This is a genomic window from Paenarthrobacter sp. MSM-2-10-13 (genome assembly GCF_011605365.1).
Classification (GTDB): domain Bacteria; phylum Actinomycetota; class Actinomycetes; order Actinomycetales; family Micrococcaceae; genus Arthrobacter.
Genome location: NZ_JAAOXO010000003.1, coordinates 415,739 through 434,483 on the forward strand (window position 1 = coordinate 415,739; position 18,745 = coordinate 434,483).

Annotated in this window: 17 protein-coding genes; 3 read left to right on the forward strand and 14 right to left on the reverse strand. The window is 61.8% G+C overall.

Annotated features, from left to right (window positions below):
* Positions 1–60: 60 nt before the first annotated feature.
* Positions 61–351 carry a WXG100 family type VII secretion target gene (locus tag HAV21_RS10205; RefSeq protein WP_142940099.1) on the forward strand — a complete coding sequence of 97 codons (291 nt, stop codon included), beginning with the start codon at positions 61–63 and terminating at the stop codon, positions 349–351.
* Positions 352–482: 131 nt separating this feature from the next.
* On the opposite strand, the gene HAV21_RS10210 is transcribed toward HAV21_RS10205, so the two are convergent.
* From HAV21_RS10210 to HAV21_RS10230, 5 genes are all read right to left on the reverse strand, one after another.
* On the reverse strand, positions 483–1,562 hold the full coding sequence (locus HAV21_RS10210; protein WP_166841607.1) for a ribonuclease HI family protein: 1,080 nt from the start codon (positions 1,560–1,562) through the stop codon (positions 483–485).
* A 211-nt stretch (positions 1,563–1,773) separates the two neighbouring features.
* Positions 1,774–3,399, reverse strand: a complete 1,626-nt coding sequence (gene groL / locus HAV21_RS10215; protein WP_142940101.1) for a chaperonin GroEL — start codon at positions 3,397–3,399, stop codon at positions 1,774–1,776.
* A gap of 297 nt (positions 3,400–3,696) precedes the next feature.
* Positions 3,697–3,900, reverse strand: coding sequence for a cold-shock protein (locus tag HAV21_RS10220; protein ID WP_011773737.1), 204 nt, complete (start codon positions 3,898–3,900; stop codon positions 3,697–3,699).
* Positions 3,901–4,071: 171 nt separating this feature from the next.
* Entirely contained in the window at positions 4,072–4,704 is a 633-nt protein-coding gene (locus tag HAV21_RS10225) for a LytR C-terminal domain-containing protein (protein WP_166841608.1), read from the reverse strand.
* Positions 4,705–4,753: 49 nt separating this feature from the next.
* Positions 4,754–5,065 carry a DUF3263 domain-containing protein gene (locus HAV21_RS10230; protein ID WP_178994424.1) on the reverse strand — a complete coding sequence of 104 codons (312 nt, stop codon included), beginning with the start codon at positions 5,063–5,065 and terminating at the stop codon, positions 4,754–4,756.
* A gap of 134 nt (positions 5,066–5,199) precedes the next feature.
* On the opposite strand from HAV21_RS10230, the gene HAV21_RS10235 reads away from it, so the two are divergent.
* The gene (locus HAV21_RS10235; RefSeq protein ID WP_208096543.1) at positions 5,200–5,967 is read left to right on the forward strand and encodes a uracil-DNA glycosylase; all 768 of its coding nucleotides are present in this window, start codon (positions 5,200–5,202) and stop codon (positions 5,965–5,967) included.
* 82 nt (positions 5,968–6,049) lie between these two features.
* On the forward strand, positions 6,050–6,889 hold the full coding sequence (locus tag HAV21_RS10240) for a siderophore-interacting protein (protein ID WP_142940104.1): 840 nt from the start codon (positions 6,050–6,052) through the stop codon (positions 6,887–6,889).
* A gap of 111 nt (positions 6,890–7,000) precedes the next feature.
* Here the strand turns inward: HAV21_RS10240 and HAV21_RS10245 are convergent, their stop codons facing one another.
* The 9 genes from HAV21_RS10245 to gcvP form a co-directional block, all read right to left on the reverse strand.
* Complete coding sequence (locus HAV21_RS10245; RefSeq protein ID WP_142940105.1) at positions 7,001–8,488, reverse strand: threonine/serine exporter family protein; 1,488 nt, start codon at positions 8,486–8,488, stop codon at positions 7,001–7,003.
* Positions 8,489–8,515: 27 nt separating this feature from the next.
* Positions 8,516–9,832 carry a peptidoglycan bridge formation glycyltransferase FemA/FemB family protein gene (locus tag HAV21_RS10250; RefSeq protein WP_142940106.1) on the reverse strand — a complete coding sequence of 439 codons (1,317 nt, stop codon included), beginning with the start codon at positions 9,830–9,832 and terminating at the stop codon, positions 8,516–8,518.
* 110 nt (positions 9,833–9,942) lie between these two features.
* The gene (locus tag HAV21_RS10255) at positions 9,943–11,031 is read right to left on the reverse strand and encodes a peptidoglycan bridge formation glycyltransferase FemA/FemB family protein (protein ID WP_142940107.1); all 1,089 of its coding nucleotides are present in this window, start codon (positions 11,029–11,031) and stop codon (positions 9,943–9,945) included.
* A 108-nt stretch (positions 11,032–11,139) separates the two neighbouring features.
* Positions 11,140–11,961: a DNA/RNA non-specific endonuclease gene (locus HAV21_RS10260; protein WP_166841610.1), complete on the reverse strand. Its 822-nt coding sequence runs from the start codon at positions 11,959–11,961 to the stop codon at positions 11,140–11,142.
* A gap of 15 nt (positions 11,962–11,976) precedes the next feature.
* A complete protein-coding gene (locus HAV21_RS10265) occupies positions 11,977–12,228 on the reverse strand; it encodes a hypothetical protein (RefSeq protein WP_142940109.1) in 252 nt (83 codons plus the stop codon).
* A 42-nt stretch (positions 12,229–12,270) separates the two neighbouring features.
* Positions 12,271–13,683, reverse strand: a complete 1,413-nt coding sequence (locus tag HAV21_RS10270; RefSeq protein WP_166841611.1) for an L-serine ammonia-lyase — start codon at positions 13,681–13,683, stop codon at positions 12,271–12,273.
* A 175-nt stretch (positions 13,684–13,858) separates the two neighbouring features.
* Positions 13,859–14,245: a glycine cleavage system protein GcvH gene (gene gcvH / locus HAV21_RS10275; protein WP_024819780.1), complete on the reverse strand. Its 387-nt coding sequence runs from the start codon at positions 14,243–14,245 to the stop codon at positions 13,859–13,861.
* A gap of 323 nt (positions 14,246–14,568) precedes the next feature.
* Complete coding sequence (gcvT, locus tag HAV21_RS10280) at positions 14,569–15,717, reverse strand: glycine cleavage system aminomethyltransferase GcvT (RefSeq protein WP_166841612.1); 1,149 nt, start codon at positions 15,715–15,717, stop codon at positions 14,569–14,571.
* A gap of 13 nt (positions 15,718–15,730) precedes the next feature.
* Entirely contained in the window at positions 15,731–18,577 is a 2,847-nt protein-coding gene (gcvP, locus tag HAV21_RS10285) for an aminomethyl-transferring glycine dehydrogenase (protein ID WP_166841613.1), read from the reverse strand.
* Positions 18,578–18,745 lie beyond the last annotated feature (168 nt).

Below are 18,745 nucleotides of genomic sequence, written 5' to 3' on the forward strand. Positions count from 1 at the left end.
CAATGTTGTAGCCAAGCATCCCCGCACCACGCGGAACATCGTCGTCGAAAGGCATCACCCATGAGCGTTATCTCAGTCGATACCGAACTTCTCCAACTCAAGTCAGCCAACGTCAAAGGAACTGTGGATCGCATCAGTTCCGATGTCCACACCATGCGGCGCGGCCTTGAGGAACTCGAGGCGACCTGGCGGGGAACAGCAGCCACCAACTTCCAAGCGCTTGTCATGGAGTGGTCCCTGACCCAAAGCAAGGTGGAGGCGTCCTTGGCCTCCATCAATCTGGCTCTGTCAACAGCGGCCACAAGTTACCTGGAAGTGGAGCAGGGAAACACGCAGCGCTTCACCTATTAGCTCACACTGTCGAGTTACTTACGCTCCCATGAACTCCTGCGGGGCGGGCTGTCTTCCCCCTGTGCAGCCGCCTCGCAGGTCAGGAGTAACTTCTGTTCAGCGTCAGTTCTCCGGCCTAGCTTTCATCCGGCCTAGCTTTCAATAGTCCCCTGGTGGAAACGAAGTCGCCATTGGCCGCGGTCCAGCATCCAGACGGAACTGCGAAGTGCTGAGCCCGTGGTTGCGAAGCTTCGGTAATTCAACAGCATGGTGTTGTCGCTGAGCCGGTCTGCGCTGAGCAGTTCCAGTTCAGTCGGTTCTCCCGGGTCCTCTTCCAAAGCCACCATCATGGCGTCCCGCGTCCAGAACCTGCCCGAACTCCCGATCTCCGCGAAGTCCGGGTGGAGCAGCACAGCAATCCTGCCAATGTCCGCCCTCACATCGGGCCGAAGCAGTTCCCGCTCCAGCGCCAAGACGGTGTCCTCCGCCGACAACTGCTGGGACGAGGCGTCATCCTCCAGCTCACTGAAGAGATCGGCCTGGCCAAAGATGCCGGATTCGCCAAAGAGCGTCGGCTCAAAATGCGGTCGAAGGCTACGGTCTGCCTTCGTGGCCGTGGAAGCAGCGCCCACAGCGGAGGCGCCGGCACCGGTGCTTGAAGAGACGGGCAGAGGAGCACTGTCTTGCATACGTGACTCAGCCTGCCGCTGCGGCTCAGCCTGCTGCTGCGAGCCTTCCCGGTCTTGGCTCGGACCGCCGTCGTGGGCTCCAGGGAACCCAGGGCCTGCTCGGTGCGCAACGCCCTGCTGGTAGGCGGTAGCAACAGCGCGGGCGCGCTCGTCTGCTGCTTCATTGAGCGGGTGACCAGCATGGCCCTTGACCCATTCGAAGGAGTATTTACGGCCAACGATCACTTGGTCAATGTCCTTGAGAAGGTCCACATTCAGCACGGGCTTGCCGTCGGCCTTGCGCCAACCCTTCCGCTTCCATCCCGGCATCCACTTGGTGACGCAGTTAATGACGTATTGGCTGTCGCAAAGGATCAGCAGTTCTTCCTGCGGCACGTGGGCCGTGGACCGGAACAGGTCCAGGACGGCCATTAGTTCGCCCTGATTGTTGGTACCGTGCGGCCAACCCCCTGCTCGCCAACAGGAGTCATCAACATACCAGGCCCAACCGGCCGGCCCAGGATTACCGAGGGCAGACCCATCGGCGGCAGCAATAATCGTCATGGGGTTAATCCTGCCAGACCCCACCGACACTGAAACCGTGCTAGCACCCAACTAGGTCGCATCAGTGCGCGTTCTGAGCCCTCTAAACGCGCACTTATGCGACCTAGTTGGGCTGGGACCGCAAAACGGCGGCCCCCACCAAATGGTGAGGACCGCCGTCGTAATGCTATCCAGCGTGATGCCGGGTGCTGTATCGCTACAGCAGGGAGACTTAGAAGCCGCCCATTCCGCCCATGTCGTCGCCGCCGGGAGCCGGAGCGTTCTTCTCAGGCTTGTCAGCAACTACGGCCTCGGTGGTCAGGAAGAGACCAGCGATGGAAGCAGCGTTCTGGAGAGCCGAGCGGGTGACCTTTACGGGGTCGTTGACGCCGGCAGCCAGAAGGTCTTCGTACTCGCCCGTAGCAGCGTTCAGGCCGTGGCCGGAAGGCAGTCCGCGAACCTTGTCCACCACAACGCCCGGCTCAAGGCCAGCGTTGAAGGCGATCTGCTTCAGCGGTGCATCGATGGCAACCTTGACGATGTTGGCACCGGTTGCCTCGTCACCCTGGAGGGTGAGGTTGGCGAATGCCTTGGCACCAGCCTGGATGAGGGCTACGCCACCACCGGCAACGATGCCTTCTTCAACAGCAGCCTTTGCGTTGCGGACTGCGTCCTCAATGCGGTGCTTGCGTTCCTTGAGCTCAACTTCGGTTGCGGCACCGGCCTTGATGACTGCAACGCCGCCGGCCAGCTTGGCCAGGCGTTCCTGCAGCTTCTCGCGGTCGTAGTCGGAGTCGGAGTTCTCGATCTCGGCGCGGATCTGGGCCACGCGGCCTGCGATCTGATCGGCGTCGCCGGCACCTTCAACGATGGTGGTCTCGTCCTTGGTGACAACAACCTTGCGGGCGGTGCCGAGGAGTTCCAGGCCAGCGTTTTCGAGCTTGAGGCCAACTTCTTCGGAGATGACCTGGCCACCGGTGAGGATGGCGATATCGGCCAGCTGTGCCTTGCGGCGGTCACCGAAGCCCGGAGCCTTGACGGCAACGGACTTGAAGGTGCCACGGATCTTGTTGACGATCAGGGTGGCCAAGGCCTCGCCCTCGATGTCTTCGGCGATGATCAGCAGCGGCTTGTTGGACTGCATGACCTTCTCCAGAACCGTGACGAGTTCCTTCACGTTGGAGATCTTGGAGTTGACGATGAGGATGTACGGGTCTTCGAGGACCGTTTCCTGGCGCTCTGCGTCGGTGACGAAGTAAGCGGAGATGTAACCCTTGTCGAAGCGCATGCCTTCGGTGAGTTCGAGCTCCAGGCCGAAGGTGTTGGATTCCTCGACCGTGATGACGCCTTCCTTGCCCACCTTGTCCAGGGCTTCGGCGATGAGGCTGCCGATTTCCGGGTCGCCGGCGGAGATGGAAGCGGTAGCTGCGATCTCTTCCTTGGTCTCGATTTCCTTGGCGGAGGCGAGCAGTTCGCTGATGACTGCCTCAACAGCCTTCTCGATACCGCGCTTGAGGGACAGCGGGTCGGCGCCGGCGGCAACGTTGCGCAGGCCTTCCTTCACCAGTGCCTGGGCGAGGACGGTTGCAGTGGTAGTACCGTCGCCAGCGACGTCATCCGTCTTCTTGGCAACTTCCTTGACCAGTTCTGCACCGATCTTCTCGTAGGGGTCGTCCAGTTCGATCTCCTTGGCGATGGAAACGCCATCGTTGGTGATCGTGGGGGCGCCCCACTTCTTTTCGAGGACGACGTTGCGTCCACGCGGGCCGAGGGTGACCTTGACGGCGTCTGCGAGGATGTTCAGGCCCCGCTCGAGGCCGCGGCGTGCCTCTTCATCAAATGCAATGATCTTGGCCATAACGGCGGTAGTCCTTTCGGGACAGTCGTTAAGAAGGTACCTGTCAGATGGGGTGCCCGCGACGGACGGTCCATTGCTTGCGGCCTCTGTATGCCACGCGCTCCGGACCTCACCCCACCAAGGTGTTTCTTGATCCTCCGCAGATTCGACGCCTGCCCGCCGCCGGGATGAGCCGGGCCGGACTTAGCAGTCGAACCGTAGGAGTGCTAACTCAATAATTAGCACTCGACCGGTGAGAGTGCAAGCAGGGATGCCACTTCCCGCTATAAATGGGAGGGCTTTCAGCCGTGGGCTGACCTACGCGACGCGGACGCCTTCGGCCTGCGGACCCTTCTGGCCCTCCCCAAGTTCGAACTCAACACGCTGACCTTCTTCGAGGGCGCGGAAGCCATCCATCTGAATGGCCGACCAATGCACAAAGACGTCGTCGCCGGATTCATCCACAGTGATGAATCCGTAGCCTTTTTCGGCGTTGAACCATTTGACGGTTCCCAAAGCCATAATGCCCACACTTTCGCAGTAGCCAAGACCGGTTGCCGGGATCTCCGTACCGGAATCAATCCACTGTAACCACTGTCACCATCACCGCGCTGCCCCAAAGAGCGAAGGCACCGCTTTTGTTATTGAGGCTTAACCGAGTTGGGCCTTATCGCTTCCAGCCGGGCGTGATTCTTATTGGAAACCGGGGCCGGCCACAACCACCAGGGGTTGTTGAACCTCAGGCGTTTCCACAATGGTTTGAATGCCCAGCAAGGTTCCCAGGGCCTCAGCGTTCGCCTTTTGCTCCGGGGCGTTGTAGAAGATCACGGACGTCTGCTGCGGCAGTCCACCCCAGTTCCCCACCGTGCTCAACGCCCAACCATCACCCTGAACGAGGCCGGCCACACGCCCGGCCAAGCCGGCTGTTCCAGCGCCGTTGTACACAGCTACCGGAGTGGTCTTGTCCACAGGAGCCGAGGAGGGAGTCGCAGAAGGAGAATCCGACGGCGCCGGTTCGGTGCTGGCTTGACTGCCGGGATCGCCGGAGGCGGACGGCGCGCTGCTCGCTTCAGTGGGTGCAGCTGACGGTGCTGTTGAAGTCTGCTGGGGTGCCGGCGTCGTGGCGTTTGATGCTGCGCCCGGTGATACCAGCCCAAGGTTGGGGAGGATCAGGAAGGCCACCAGTCCGAGCACCAAGGCCACTGCCCCAACGGTCAGGACCGGCCACAGGGTGGGGCGTGCGGTCTCTTGGGCGTCGCGGTGAACGCCTTGACGGGACGTGTTCTGCGGAACCCGGTCGAATTCGTCCTTGGCATATTTGGTCATGGTGAAGCGGTGTCCTTGCTGGTTGCTGCTGACTGATCAGCCTGGCGATTTACGCGTCGGACCCCAAGCGACGTGCAGTCCTCGCACGCTGGCGGGACGTACGTAGTCTACGCAGTCTCTTGACGAGCATGGGATCGTGGGCCAACGCGTCCTCGGTATCGATCAGCGCGTTCAGGATCTGATAATAGTGGGTGGCGGAGAGGTCGAACAGCTCGCGGATAGCCTGTTCTTTGGCCCCGGCGTACTTCCACCACTGCCGCTCCAGTGCCAGCATCTGCTGATCCCGTTCGCTCAACGGAGAGTCGCTGCGGGTCTCGGCTGCGAGGTCCTCGAGCGCGAAACCTGTGGCCTGCGACGCCATCGGTTCCGGTGCTGGTTCTGCCACGGCACACTCCTTCGACGCTTATTGGGGGGAAAATGTCCTACCCCCATGCTACGGGCGAATAACAAGGCTGTCATTCGCAGTGCGGGTGCCGCGCGGGAGACAATAGCGTGATGACTGGCGAGGATGCACTCTTTGATCTTGAACCTGCCGACTCGGCCGACCCGGGCTTCGCCGCGTTCTGTGAGGCGCCGCTCGAAGACCTGATGGCTCCCGACTGGGCCGACGCCTTGCGCCCTGTGGAAGGCCAACTCCGGGAGACCCTGAAGTACGTGGCCGGCCAATCCTCAAACGGCGCACAGGTTCTTCCTGCGGCCAAAAACCTGCTGCGGGCTTTCGAGCAACCGCTGGCCGATGTCAAAGTCTTGATTCTCGGCCAGGATCCCTACCCGACTCCCGGCCACGCCGTTGGACTTTCCTTCGCAGTGTCGCGGCAAACACGGCCCATCCCCCGAAGCCTGGTCAACATCTACCGCGAACTCCACGACGACCTCGGACTTCCACCGCGCGTCCACGGCGATCTCGGCGCCTGGACCGAGCAAGGCGTCCTGCTCCTGAACCGAGTCCTCAGCGTCGAAGCCGGGAACGCCGGTTCCCACCGCGGCAAAGGTTGGGAGGCCATTACGACGGCGGCGGTCACCGCCGTCGTAAACCGTACAGACGGCGATGGGCGGCAAAGTCCGCTGGTGGCGATCCTGTGGGGCAAGGACGCCGAGGGCGTGGTGCCGCTGCTGGGCGGGGCGCCGTCCATCGTGTCCGTCCATCCGAGTCCACTGTCGGCCTCGAGAGGCTTCTTCGGCTCAAAGCCCTTTAGCCGGACCAACGATCTCCTGGTGGGTTTGGGCGCGGACCCCATCAACTGGGAACTTCCGGTTCTGTAGACTCACGGCTGCAACCTCCGGCAGCTGTAACCTTCGACTCATACCCAGCCGGTGCGCAGGTCATTAGCTTAGGCTTGCCTACATGACTGCACTCCCCGTCACTTCATCCGCTTCACGCAAGACTCGCCCGCAGGTGACCCTGACCGTCCTGCGCAACGAACGCCTGTCACCGCACATGGTTCGGATCGTTGCAGGCGGACCAGGATTCAGCGACTACGCGAACAACGAATACGTGGACCGATACGTCAAGATCGTCTTCCCCCAACCCGGCGTGGAGTACGAACTCCCGCTGGACTTGTGGGCCATCCGCGACACCATGCCCCGCGAGCAGTGGCCCCACACTCGTACGTACACCATCCGCTGGGTGGACTTGGAAGCTCAGGAACTGGCCATCGACTTTGTGGTCCACGGCGACGAAGGACTGGCTGGCCCCTGGGCTGCAGCGGCCAAGCCCGGCGATTCACTGACGTTCACAGGTCCGGGCGGTGCCTACAACCCCGCACCTGGCGCCGACTGGTACCTGTTCGCCGGCGACGACGCCGCCATACCGGCCATTGCGGCCTGTGTTGAGGCCCTTGCTCCGGATGCCCGCGGCACCGTGTTCCTTGAAGTGGACAACGAGGCGGACATTCTTCCGATTTCCGCACCCGCAGGTGTGGAGTTGCACTGGCTGCTGCGCAAAGGGATTCAGGCGGGATCCAGCCACCTGCTCCTTGAAGCACTAAGAAACACCGAATGGCTGCCGGGACGAGTGGATGTCTTCGCTCACGGCGAGCGGGGCTACATGAAGGGTCTCCGCGAGATCTTCTTCGTGCAGCGCCGCTTGGAGCGTTCGCAGGTATCGCTCTCCGGGTATTGGGCGCAGGGTCGCGTGGAGGAAGTCTTCCAGGCAGAAAAGAAGCTCCCCGTCGGACAAATCTAGACTCAGGTCAAATCTAGACTCAGGACAGATCCAGACTCAGGACAGATCAAGCGTCACTTCCTAAAGCCGAACGGCGCCGCCTCATTGGGCAGCGCCGTTCGGCTTTTGTGGTTAGCGCCTGCGTACCCTGCGCCGTTCGTTGCTGGACAACCCCTTCGTGAGCGGTCTGGCCAAGTTGTCGCCCAGCACAATGCCCGCCGCCACTCCCAGCACTATGGCGCCGGCGTTGAGCATTCCACCCGCACCCAGAAGGATGTTGCCCCCCTCAACGGTGAGCGCGTACATGGAGCGGAAGATCGTCAGACCTGGCAGCAGGATCAGTGCAGCTGGAACAGCCACAACAAGCTGCGGTGCCCCGAGTTTGAGCGCCACTACACGGCCCAACAAGCCGATGGCCACGGCGGCGACCGCTGGCGACAAGCGGTCGCCAAGGCCGGCTTCGCCCACCCCCCACAAGACGAAGAAGCCCACTATGCCAACTGCCGCCGTCGGGAGTAACAGCCGCATTTGAGTCTGTTCGGTGACGCCGATGGCCACCACCGCGATGGCAATGAGCACTGCCTGGATCCACAGCGGATACGCGTCCGGGAAGGTTTGCGTGACGTCCAGGACGGCGCTGCCCATGAGCGTTCCCACCACCACGGCGACGCCGATACCTGCCACGATCGCACCGAATGTCAGTGCCGTGGAAAGAAAGCGGCCCGCCGCCGTTACCGGGAAGCCGTTGATCGCGTCTTGAACAGATGAGACAAGTCGACCCGTTGGCAGCAGCAGCAGGATTCCGCCGGCAACCACAATGGAAGGAGCAATGTCCACACCCGCCCACCGCAGCATCAGGGCAATAAAGGTAACCAGGAATGCGCACGCCATGGTGTTGAAGAAGTCCGCTGTGCGCCACCGTGCTAGCTGCCGGGAGAGCAGGCTGATCAGGATATTGGAGCAGAAGGCAACCACCGACGCGCCCAGTCCCCCACCCAGTACGCCAACAAATACCGCCGAGAAAATACCGAACGCAATGGTGACCATCCACCGGGGGAACGGTTTGGCGCTGCGGATGATCTCGTTCAACCTGCGCACGGCTTCGTCGCGGCCTACTCCCCCTGCCACGATGTCCGTGACCAACTGATGCACCTGGGCCAGGCCGGCGTAGTTGTTGGTCCAGGAGCGCACTACACGCAGCAGCGTGATGGGAGTCTGGTCTTTGGGCGCATAGTTGATGGCCACCGACTGGTTGGTGATGTCCACTTCAACGTTCTTAAGGCCAAGAGCTGCTGTGACCGCAATCATGCTGGTCTCCACCTCAAGGGCACCTGCACCATAACGGAACATGACTTCGGCCAAATGCAGAGCGAAGTCGATGGTCTTGCGGGCCGAAGCGTCCACACCCACCACTTGAATAGTGGGGTTGGCGTAAGGACTTCCGGCCAACCGGTCCACGATGTTCATGGGTGCGGTGGGCGGGCTATCGCCTTGAACCAAACGCATCAGCATGCGCTTGGCGTTGACGTTCTGCCGGACCTGGGATGGCCGCAACGGCTGGGTTTTAGGCAACCCGTCGGTATGGGGCCTGTTGGCGGACCCGTCGGGGCGTTCAGTCACGCGGTGATCCTCCCTTGGCTTGTGTGATTAGCGATTCCTCCGAAATTTTCCTACTACCGGCAATTTCTCAAGGGGCAATCGTCCCAGAACTGTCTGGGCGGCCCCTGCGAGCTTCCTGACCGCGCGGTAGCCATGGAAGATGAGCGGGTTCACCGGCGCTACGAAATCGCCCACCAACTGGACCACCTCGCCACCGAAGCCCTTCTTGAATTCGTAGCCTCCATGGCCGGTTTCATCCTGGCCTTGGATACCGAACGTGCCATAGAAGTTGTAGCGCGAGTATCCGTTGTTCAACGCGTGCAGCATCATGCCCCAGTAAAGGGACGTGGCGCCGTTGAAGTAGATGTAGTCCTGCACTGTTCCGCCAATGACGCACACCAGTTCGTCGCCGGAGCACGCAAAGTGGATGGCGGCCACCGTAGCCACACCCACGGAATCGGGGAAGCGTTCAATGTCCTTGAGGCTGCGCTCGTAGCTGTCCACCAGGTCCTGGACCACTTTGACCCGGTTGGCCTTCTTCTTGCTGCCGGTCTCCTCGACCTCGCGCTTCAGATCGGCCAAGGTCTTGGACTCGGCTTCCAGGCGCTCCGTGATGGAGGCCCGGTACTCGGGAATGTTGATCTTGGCCATCATGAGCTTGGTGAACTCATCGGAGGTATTCCGCAGGAGTTGCTCGTAGTACTCGCGTTCGCGGTACGTGAAGCCCTTCTCATCACCAGCGGTGCTCAGCGCGTTGTAGAAATCGTCCAGCGTCTCCAGCGTGGCCTGTTCCAGGTAGACGCCGTTTTTCTCGGCTTTACGGATGGCCTTGCGCGTGCGGTAGTTCATCCCCATGATGAGCTCTTCGGAGTCAGCAATCCCGTCGAGCTGCTTGATGAACATCCAGTTGATATTGGCGAAGTTCATGTCGAAGCCCTGGTGCGTGAAGCCAAGCCCTTTGAGCTCCTTCAGCAGCGGGCGGTTGTCTTCAACTTCGGGGTGTTCGGCGCCTTCTTCGTCCCGCGCGATGTACCGGATGTTGGGCGAAATGCGCAGCTCGGCAGCCTTCTTGGAGGCCGCATGCTTCTTCAACCGCTCGACGACGAAGCTCACCACTGTGGGGTCGCTGTAGTCCATCAGGGGTCCCTTGGCGCAGTCTGCGGTCTTGTACCCGATGCGGTTGGACGTGTACACCAGCTTTCCCGCAGCAATGAGGGTGCCGCCGCGAGTCACACCGAAGAGTTCCACTTCCTGCCCACGGGCGCGCTGGAAACGCGTCAGATCCATGGACTGGATGAAGCTCCCCTGCGGGTGTCCCTTGGCGAATGTCTCGAAATCAGCGTCACTGAGAATCACGAATTCCATGTCGGTTCCAGCCTCAATCGGAGTCAAAGAAATTACCTCACCTAAAAGTAGATTGCACCCGTTGGTGGCCGGGGCGGGCCTGAATTTGGCGTGCTGGCTGCGGGTGGCCGTCAGTAGAACTGACCGCCGGTACGCCTGGTTTCGAGCCTTCTGAACACCTTCTCAGCGCCCTTGAGCCACAGCTTGTGGCGGACGGGGCCCAGGACAAGGTCATAACAACCCACGAAGTCCGTCACGGTTTTGGTGAAGCTTGTCTTGAACGATCCCAGTCCGTACAGGGGGTGGCTCTTGTCCTTGATCCGGTCAGCAGAGGGTGTGCCGCAGAAGTCGTACTCCACGCAACCGAGCTCCTGCATACGCTGGATCGCTGCCCATTGGACCAGATGGGAGTCGCCGTACTGCTTGCGGTTCTGGGTAGAGCCGCCGTCCTTGTACGTCGCTTTCGATCCGTAATTGATGACGAATGCACCAACGCTAGGTGCGCCGTCCTCATATACGAAGAAGAAGTGGCCCTGCCCACGGCTGCAGAACTCTTCCCAGAACCTGGAGTAGTACTCGTAGCTCCGCAGCGGCATGGAGCCTTTAGCGTCCATGGTGTTCCGCATGAGGGCGTAGAGCTTGCGGTAGCTGTCCTCACCCGGCTCGGCCTGAACTACCTCGCAGCCTTCACGCTCCGCCCTACGCACGGCATTACGGGCACGCGAGGATATGCTGCGGAGGACTTCATTGGCCGGCGCGGAGATATCCAGCAGAGCCGTGGAGTCATTGGACTGGATGTTGGGAGCTTTGACCAGTCCGGCGGCATTAAGTTCTGCCACGGCCTCAGCCGAGTCCACAATGTCAGGCTCGATCTTGATGCTGAAGACGTTCATCTTCTTCTCGCGAGCCAGCGCGGCCACTGCTTTCAGGGCCGGCTGAATGTCACTGACCTCCAGGACGTCCGGTCCCTTGATCAGGTACCAGAGCCGACCCATTACGGGGAACTTCTTCTCCAGGAGCAGGTTGTAGCTGGAGTACTCCTGAGTCTCCACGACGAGCCGCCGGACGAGCCAGCCGTTTCCGTCCTTGACCGCCGCGTAGGCGTCCGACTGCAGCATGTTGCCGCCGTTCGGATTTGCCGTGACGTGCTTGTCCCAGTTATCGATTTCCTCGGCGGTGGCAAAGCGGGCGGTAAATTCTCGCAAGGTGGCCGTGTCCAATCTCAGGGTTTTGGTGCAGTGTTCAAAAGCGTAGTGCGCATGCGGACATGCAGCCCCAAGTCTATCGGGGTATGTGGATATCGCCCGATTCTGCTGGATCACCACGGTTCAGAGCCTGATCTGCTCCATGCTCTCCAGCTCTATGGCCCTGGGTTCCACGCCGGATTCCCGCTGGCCGCTCACAAGCCGATCCGCATTGATCAGCCTGCTGAGGCTGAGCCCGGTCAGATCCGCTATCTGCCCGATGGGCACTTGGAACGTCCTGAAGGGGCCCAGCGGCGGTGGCTCGCCCTCAAGGAGCCGCTGGACGATTGCCTTCTTCAGCTCCACCTTGCCCAGCATGGGTGACTGGTCCAGGACAAAGCCGACGGCGGCCAGCTTGGCGTCGTTGGTCCATGCCGCAATTTTCCAAAACTTTCGAGGGATCTGAACACCCCGATATACGGGGTCGTCATCGACAAACACCGGCCCCGTGAACACGCTCAGCTTTGCGTCATAGGCATCAGCATGGCCAAGAACGTGGTCTTCGAGCCCCACCCAGAGCTCCTTGCCCTGATTGAAGTCATCAATTTGTGGTGCCGCATTGGTGTAACTAAAGGTGTCCTGATTGGCTTTCTTCGCCGTTGCTGAATCGCCCCACACCGGATCCAGGCGCCGGACCAGATGGCCGCGATCAAACGCATTGTTCTTGTACAGATCCGGGCCGGCCTGCTGCTCCCGGGGGATTCTGTCATCCACATGCCATGACCCCTCACGGGCCAGCGGCACCAGTTCCTTGCCGTTGATGTTCACTCCCACAATTGCCGCGAGCTTCCGGGCAACCCGGAACCGCACGGAGAAGTGGGTGTAGTCCAAAAGAATGGTGGTTGCCGACGGACTGGGCAGTTCAAGCCGTGTCCGCAGAAAGTCCCTGCTGTATCCCCCGCTCATGGATACAGCATGACATCAGGGGCTGACAGTAATGGGGCGCCGGGCCCTTCGCTGCTCAAGAAGTGCCACCACAACGGCCGCCACTGGGCCGGCGACGGGCACAGCAAGCGCCAATAGCGCCAACGCGAACCGAACGCCCGGTGAGAAGGACTTAGTGCGAAGTACCAGGATCAGGGCAGCTACAAACAGAAGCAGTGACACTAGCCCGGCCCCCACCACTGCGGCTTCCCACAGCGTGGGAACAATGGGATTTACTTGATCATTCATACGGTCCCCCCAGAGACAGTTGTGAACCCACAGCCTACAGAATTAGCATTCGACGACGTTGACGGCCAGGCCGCCCATCGCGGTTTCCTTGTACTTATGGGACATGTCCTTGCCCGTCTCCCGCATGGTCACGATCACCTCGTCCAACGACACCCGATGCGTCCCATCGCCCCACAACGCCATCTTCGCCGCGTTGATGGCCTTCGCCGCCGCGATCGCGTTCCGCTCAATACACGGAATCTGCACCAACCCCCCGATCGGATCACACGTCAGCCCCAAATTATGCTCCATGGCGATCTCCGCCGCGTTCTCCACCTGACCCGGCGTACCGCCCATCACTTCAGCCAACCCGGCAGCAGCCATCGACGACGCCGACCCCACCTCACCCTGACACCCCACCTCAGCACCCGAAATGGACGCCTGCTCCTTATACAAAACCCCCACAGCACCAGCAGCGAGCAGGAACTTCACCACCACATCATCCCGGTCCTGCTGGGTAGCTTTGTCCATGCCCGGGGCATAGTTCAACGCGTAATACAACACCGCCGGAATAATGCCCGCCGCACCATTGGTCGGCGCCGTCACCACCCGGCCACCGGAAGCGTTCTCCTCATTGACCGCCAACGCGATCAAATTCACCCACTCCTGCCAATACTTCGGATCATTCCGGTCCTTGTCCTCCTTCAGGAGCCGCTCCAACCAATCAGGAGAACGACGACGAACCTTCAAACCCCCAGGCAACACACCCTCACGCTTCAACGACGTTTCAACACAGGCCTCCATCACGGACCAGATATGCAGAAGACCCTCACGGATCTCCTCCTCAGACCTGCTGGCACGCTCATTGATGAACATGATGTCGCTAATGCCCAACCCCTTGGACGAACACCGGCCCATCAACTCCGCCGCCGTCCTAAACGGCAACGGCAACTCCTTCTTCGACTCCTCAAGATCCTCCAGAGCCGCGTCTTCCTCACCCTCCCGGACAATGAACCCACCACCCACCGAAAAGAACGTCGCCTCCCTGAGAACGTTCCCCTCAGCATCACAGACCTGAAACTTCATCCCATTCGTATGCCGCGGCAACACCGTCAACGGATGAAGAACCATATCCTCCACCGCATACGGCAACTCCACACCCCCACCCGAAGCACCAGCCAGATTCAGCACACCCGTCTCGGCGATCGCAGCGAGCCGTTCCTCAACCTCGTCCGGCAGGATCAGCTCAGGGTGATAACCCTCCAAACCCAGCAACGTAGCCGTCATGGTCCCGTGCCCCCGGCCCGTCGCAGCCAACGAACCATACAAATCAACCCGCAGCGAAGCCACCGAACCCAGGACACCAGCGTCCTTGAGCTCCCGGGCAAACACCGCCCCGGCCCGCATCGGCCCCACAGTATGAGAACTCGACGGGCCAATACCCACAGTAAACAGATCGAAAACGCCAACAGCCATGGTCGGGATTCCTTAACAAAGCTTGAAAACGGTCCGGCAGATGGTCCTACCGGAGGGCCGCCCCCCCCGTGTGCCGGTCAGCCCGGCGCCCAATTCGGGGTCTAGCTGCAGAACATGCCGTGCGCACGGCACAGCCCGCAGCGAACCCCCGAATCGGACTCGGTCGGGGTGGGAGTTAGGAGAGGTCTCCGCCATTCTTGGAGGCGTATTCCTCAGCCGAGAGCAGCGGGCCCTCGGACTCAGCGGCGACCTTGAACAACCAACCGGCGCCGTAGGGATCGTTGTTGATCAGGGCGGGGTCGGATACAACGGCGTCGTTGATCTCGGTGACCTCACCGGTGACCGGCGAGTACAGGTCAGAGACGGACTTGGTGGACTCAACTTCGCCACAGGTCTCGCCAGCAGTTACAGAGGAACCAACCTCGGGGAGGTCGACGTACACGATGTCACCCAGTGCGTCGGTGGCAACCTCGGAGATACCAACGGACACGGAGTTCCCGTCTCCGCGTGAAACCCACTCGTGCTCGTCGGAGTACTGAAGTTCGGGCGCTACTTTGGGCATTCTGTTTCCTTTACGTGTAGTGGCTACATCTAATTGTGTCGCGTGTGGGCCGTCTGAGTGGTTGGCCTGGCGGTGTGGCACCGAATTCCTCCGCGTGCTGCTCCTTCGTCGCTTTGACGCACGCTTCCGGAATCCGCTCCCCCACCGCACGGCCACGCGAGTCCGGCCTCCGGCAGCATGCTCCCCACCGTCCCCCTCGCCTCGCAAGCTCGGCCAGGGAACCCGGACGGCGTGGCCCCCGTGGAGCATCGCGTCCGCTCAGCGGGCGCACATGCGACCGAGCATGCAGAGGAGGTCGGACCCGCCGGCCGAAGGCGACTGATTCAGCGAACCCGCTTGTAGAACGGCAGTGCGACGACTTCGAACGGCTCACTCTTACCGCGCAGGTCAATATCCAGCGCGGTGCCCGGCTCAGCAAAAGCGACGTCGACATACGCCAACGCTACCGGGTAGCCGAGCGTGGGGCTGGGCTGGCCGGAGGTGACTTCGCCAATCACTGCGCCGTCCTTGAGGACCGGGTAGTGACTGCGTCCGGCACGGCGACCGAGGCCCTTCAGGCCAACGAGTTTCCGTCCGCTGGTGGAGCCGGCGCCGTCGGCCTTCAGTGCAGCCAGTGCGTCCTTGCCGACGAAGTCGCCTTCCTTGGACAATGCCACTACGGGACCGAGTCCTGCTGCGAAGGGGTTGCCTTCACGGGAGAGCTCGTTGCCATAGAGGGGCATTCCGGCTTCGAGACGCAGGGAATCGCGGGAGGCGAGGCCGGCCGGGGTGAGTTCGCCTTCATTCGCGGCAGCCGCAATCGCCTGCCACAGTGCGGCAGCTGATTCGTTGGCCACAAAGATCTCAAAGCCGTCTTCGCCGGTGTATCCGGTGCGGGCGAGCAGCAGGTCTTGCGTGCCGCCGTCGAACGTGAACGGTACTTCCACCGCCGCGTAGTACTTGAGTTCGGTGACCAGTGCGTGCTGTTCGGCGGGCACCAGGCGGAGCAGGATGGCTTCGGCGAGGGGACCCTGCACGGCAATCAGCGAGGTCTCAGCGGAGGCGTCTTCAACTACGACGTCAAAACCGGCGGCGCGCTCCTGCAGCGCGGACGCCACAACCGCAGCGTTGCCTGCGTTCGGAACCACCAGGAATTTGTCCGAGCCTTCTTCGGTAGAGGCCCGGCGGTAGACGATCAGGTCATCGATGATGCCGCCGTTTTCCTGGCAGATCAGCGAGTACTTGGCCTTGCCGACGGCCATGGCGGAGATCTTGCCTACCAAGGCGTAGTCCAGGAACGCGGCCGCCTCGGGCCCGGTGACCCAGACTTCCCCCATGTGGGAGAGGTCGAACAGGCCTGCGGATTTGCGGACGGCGTGGTGCTCGGCCAGTTCGGACGAGTACTTGAGGGGCATCTGCCAGCCCCCGAAGTCGGTGAAGGAGGCGCCGAGCTTCTTGTGCTCTTCGTAAAGGGCTGTGTAGTTCTCAGTCATTTTCCGGAACCCCTTAGTTCTCGAAGTCTTCGATCGGAGGGCAGGAGCAGACCAGGTTACGGTCGCCTGCAGCGCCGTCGATGCGACCCACCGGCGGGAAGTATTTGTCCTGCTTCAGGTGGTGGACCGGGAAGGCGGCCTGCTCACGCGGGTAGGAACGGTCCCAATCGGAACTTACGACGGCGGCTGCCGTGTGGGGTGCGCGGCGGAGCGGGGAATCCTGCACGGAGAAGTCGCCGTGGGCAACCTGGTCGATCTCGGCACGGATGGCGATCATGGCTTCGATGAAGCGGTCGATCTCCGCAAGGTCCTCGGACTCGGTGGGCTCCACCATGAGCGTTCCCGCTACCGGGAAGGCCAGGGTGGGTGCGTGGAAGCCGAAGTCGATGAGGCGCTTGGCAACGTCCTCAGCGGTGACGCCGGTCTTGGCTGTCAGTTCACGGAGGTCGAGGATGCACTCGTGGGCAACAAGTCCGCCTTCGCCGGTGTAGAGGACCGGGAAGTACTCGTTGAGGCGTGAAGCGATGTAGTTCGCAGCGAGCAACGCGGACTTGGTGGCTTCGGTGAGACCCTGGCCGCCCATGAGCTTCACGTACGCCCAGGAAATCGGCAGAACGCCGGCAGAACCGAAACGGGATGCGGAAATCGGGACGTCGTTGCCCTCAGTCCAAGACGCGGCATCACCGGGCATGAACGGCGCCAGGTGTGCCTTGGCCGCTACCGGGCCAACGCCGGGTCCACCACCACCGTGCGGGATGCAGAAGGTCTTGTGCAGGTTCAGGTGGGACACGTCGCCGCCGAACTTGCCCGGCTGGGCCAAGCCAACCAGCGCGTTGAGGTTGGCGCCGTCGATGTACACCTGGCCGCCGGCCTCGTGGATGGCGTCGCAGACTTCGCGGACGTCGGCGTCGTACACACCGTGCGTGGACGGGTAAGTGATCATGATGGCGGAGAGAGCGTCGCGGTTAGCTTCGATCTTGTTCTTGAGGTCAACGTGATCGATGGTGCCATCGGGAGCGGTGGCTACAACCACTACCTTCATGCCGGCGAGCACTGCCGAGGCAGCGTTGGTGCCGTGCGCGGAAGCAGGAATGAGGCACACGTTGCGCTGATCATCGCCGTTGGACAGGTGGTAGCCGCGGATCGCCAGCAGGCCCGCGAGCTCGCCCTGAGAACCGGCGTTGGGCTGGATGGAAACCTGGTCGTAGCCGGTGATCTCGGTCAGCTGGGCTTCGAGGTCGCCGATGAGTTCACGCCAGCCCTCGGTGTGGGAGTCCGGTGCGAACGGGTGGATGGAGGCGAATTCCGGCCAGGAGATGGCTTCCATCTCTGCCGTAGCGTTGAGCTTCATGGTGCAGGAGCCCAGCGGAATCATGGTGCGGTCCAGCGCGAGGTCGCGGTCAGAGAGCTTGCGGATGTAGCGCAGGAGCTGGGTTTCGGAGCGGTGCGTGTTGAACACCGGGTGCTGCATGAAATCGCTGGTGCGCTCCACGGAATCTTCAAGCGCAAAGCCTTCAGCGGTTTCGGTTACCGAAGCACCAAAGACTTCAAGGAGACCGCCGACAATCTCAGATGTAGTGGTCTCGTCTACAGAGATGCCAACAGCATCGGCGTCAACGCCGCGGAGGTTGATGCCCTTGGCCTCAGCGGCGGCCACGATCTCCGCAGCCTTACCGGGGACGCGGACGGTGATGGTGTCGAAGAAGGAACCGTGGAGGACCTCGACGCCGGCCGCCTTCAGGGACGCTGCAAGGGTACGGGCGTGACCGTGCGCGGTCTCCGCGATCGCTTTCAGGCCTTCAGGGCCGTGGTAAACGGCGTACATCGACGCGACGATGGCCAGGAGCGCCTGCGCAGTACAGATGTTGGAGGTGGCCTTCTCGCGGCGGATGTGCTGCTCACGTGTCTGCAGCGCCAAGCGGTAGGCGGGGACACCGGCGTCGTCCTTGGAAACGCCCACCAGACGGCCGGGCATGGAACGCTCCAGACCCTTCTGGACGGCCATGTAGGCAGCGTGCGGGCCGCCGAAGAACAGCGGAACGCCCAGTCGCTGCGCGGAACCTACGGCGATGTCGGCGCCCTGCTCACCCGGAGGGGTGATGAGCGTCAGGGACAGAAGATCTGCAGCCACGGTGACCAGTGCGCCGCGTTCTTTGGCTGCGGCGATGACGGCGGAGTGGTCGAACACGCGGCCGGAGACACCGGGCTGCTGCAGGACGACGCCGTTAATGGTGCCTTCCGGGAGGCCCAGGGACAGATCGGCCACCTCAACCTCGAAGCCAAGCGCTTCCGCGCGGCCCTTCACGATCGCGATGGTCTGCGGCAGGCAGTCGGCGTCAAGGACGGTCTTGCCATCCTGGGCAGCTTTGTTCTTGTTGGCGCGGCGCATCATCAGGACGGCCTCGGCCACGGCAGTTGCTTCGTCCAGCAGGGAGGCGTTGGCGATCGGCAGGCCAACCAGGTCCTGGACCATGGTCTGGAAGTTGAGGAGCGCTTCGAGGCGGCCCTGCGAGATTTCCGGCTGGTAGGGGGTGTAGGCGGTGTACCAAGCCGGAGATTCCAGGATGTTGCGGCGGATCACCGGCGGCGTCACGGTGTCGTAGTAGCCCTGGCCGATCATCTGAACGGCAGTCTTGTTCTTGGAGGCGAGCTTGCGGAGCTCGGCAAGAACCTCAACTTCGCTCAGGGCGTTTTGCAGGGTGAGGGCAACATCCTGGCGGATATCGTTCGGGACGGCGGTGTCGACCAGCGAATCGACGGTGTCGTAACCGACGGACTTGAGCATGGTCTCAATGTCGGCCTGGCGGCGGGCGCCGATATGCCGATCGACGAAGGTGGTGGAGGCAGAACTAACCGTCACGAAGGAACTCCATTACTTGGGCGGCGTTTGGGTACGCCACAGCGGCTGGGTTCCTCCCCGCTCTGTATTGGACCTGAGAGTTTCCGCGCGTTGCGTGAACAACCATCGCTTGCACCGTCGGTGAGCACAGTACCCGTTCGCCCGTGGATAGGCTGAGTACCTGCTGCT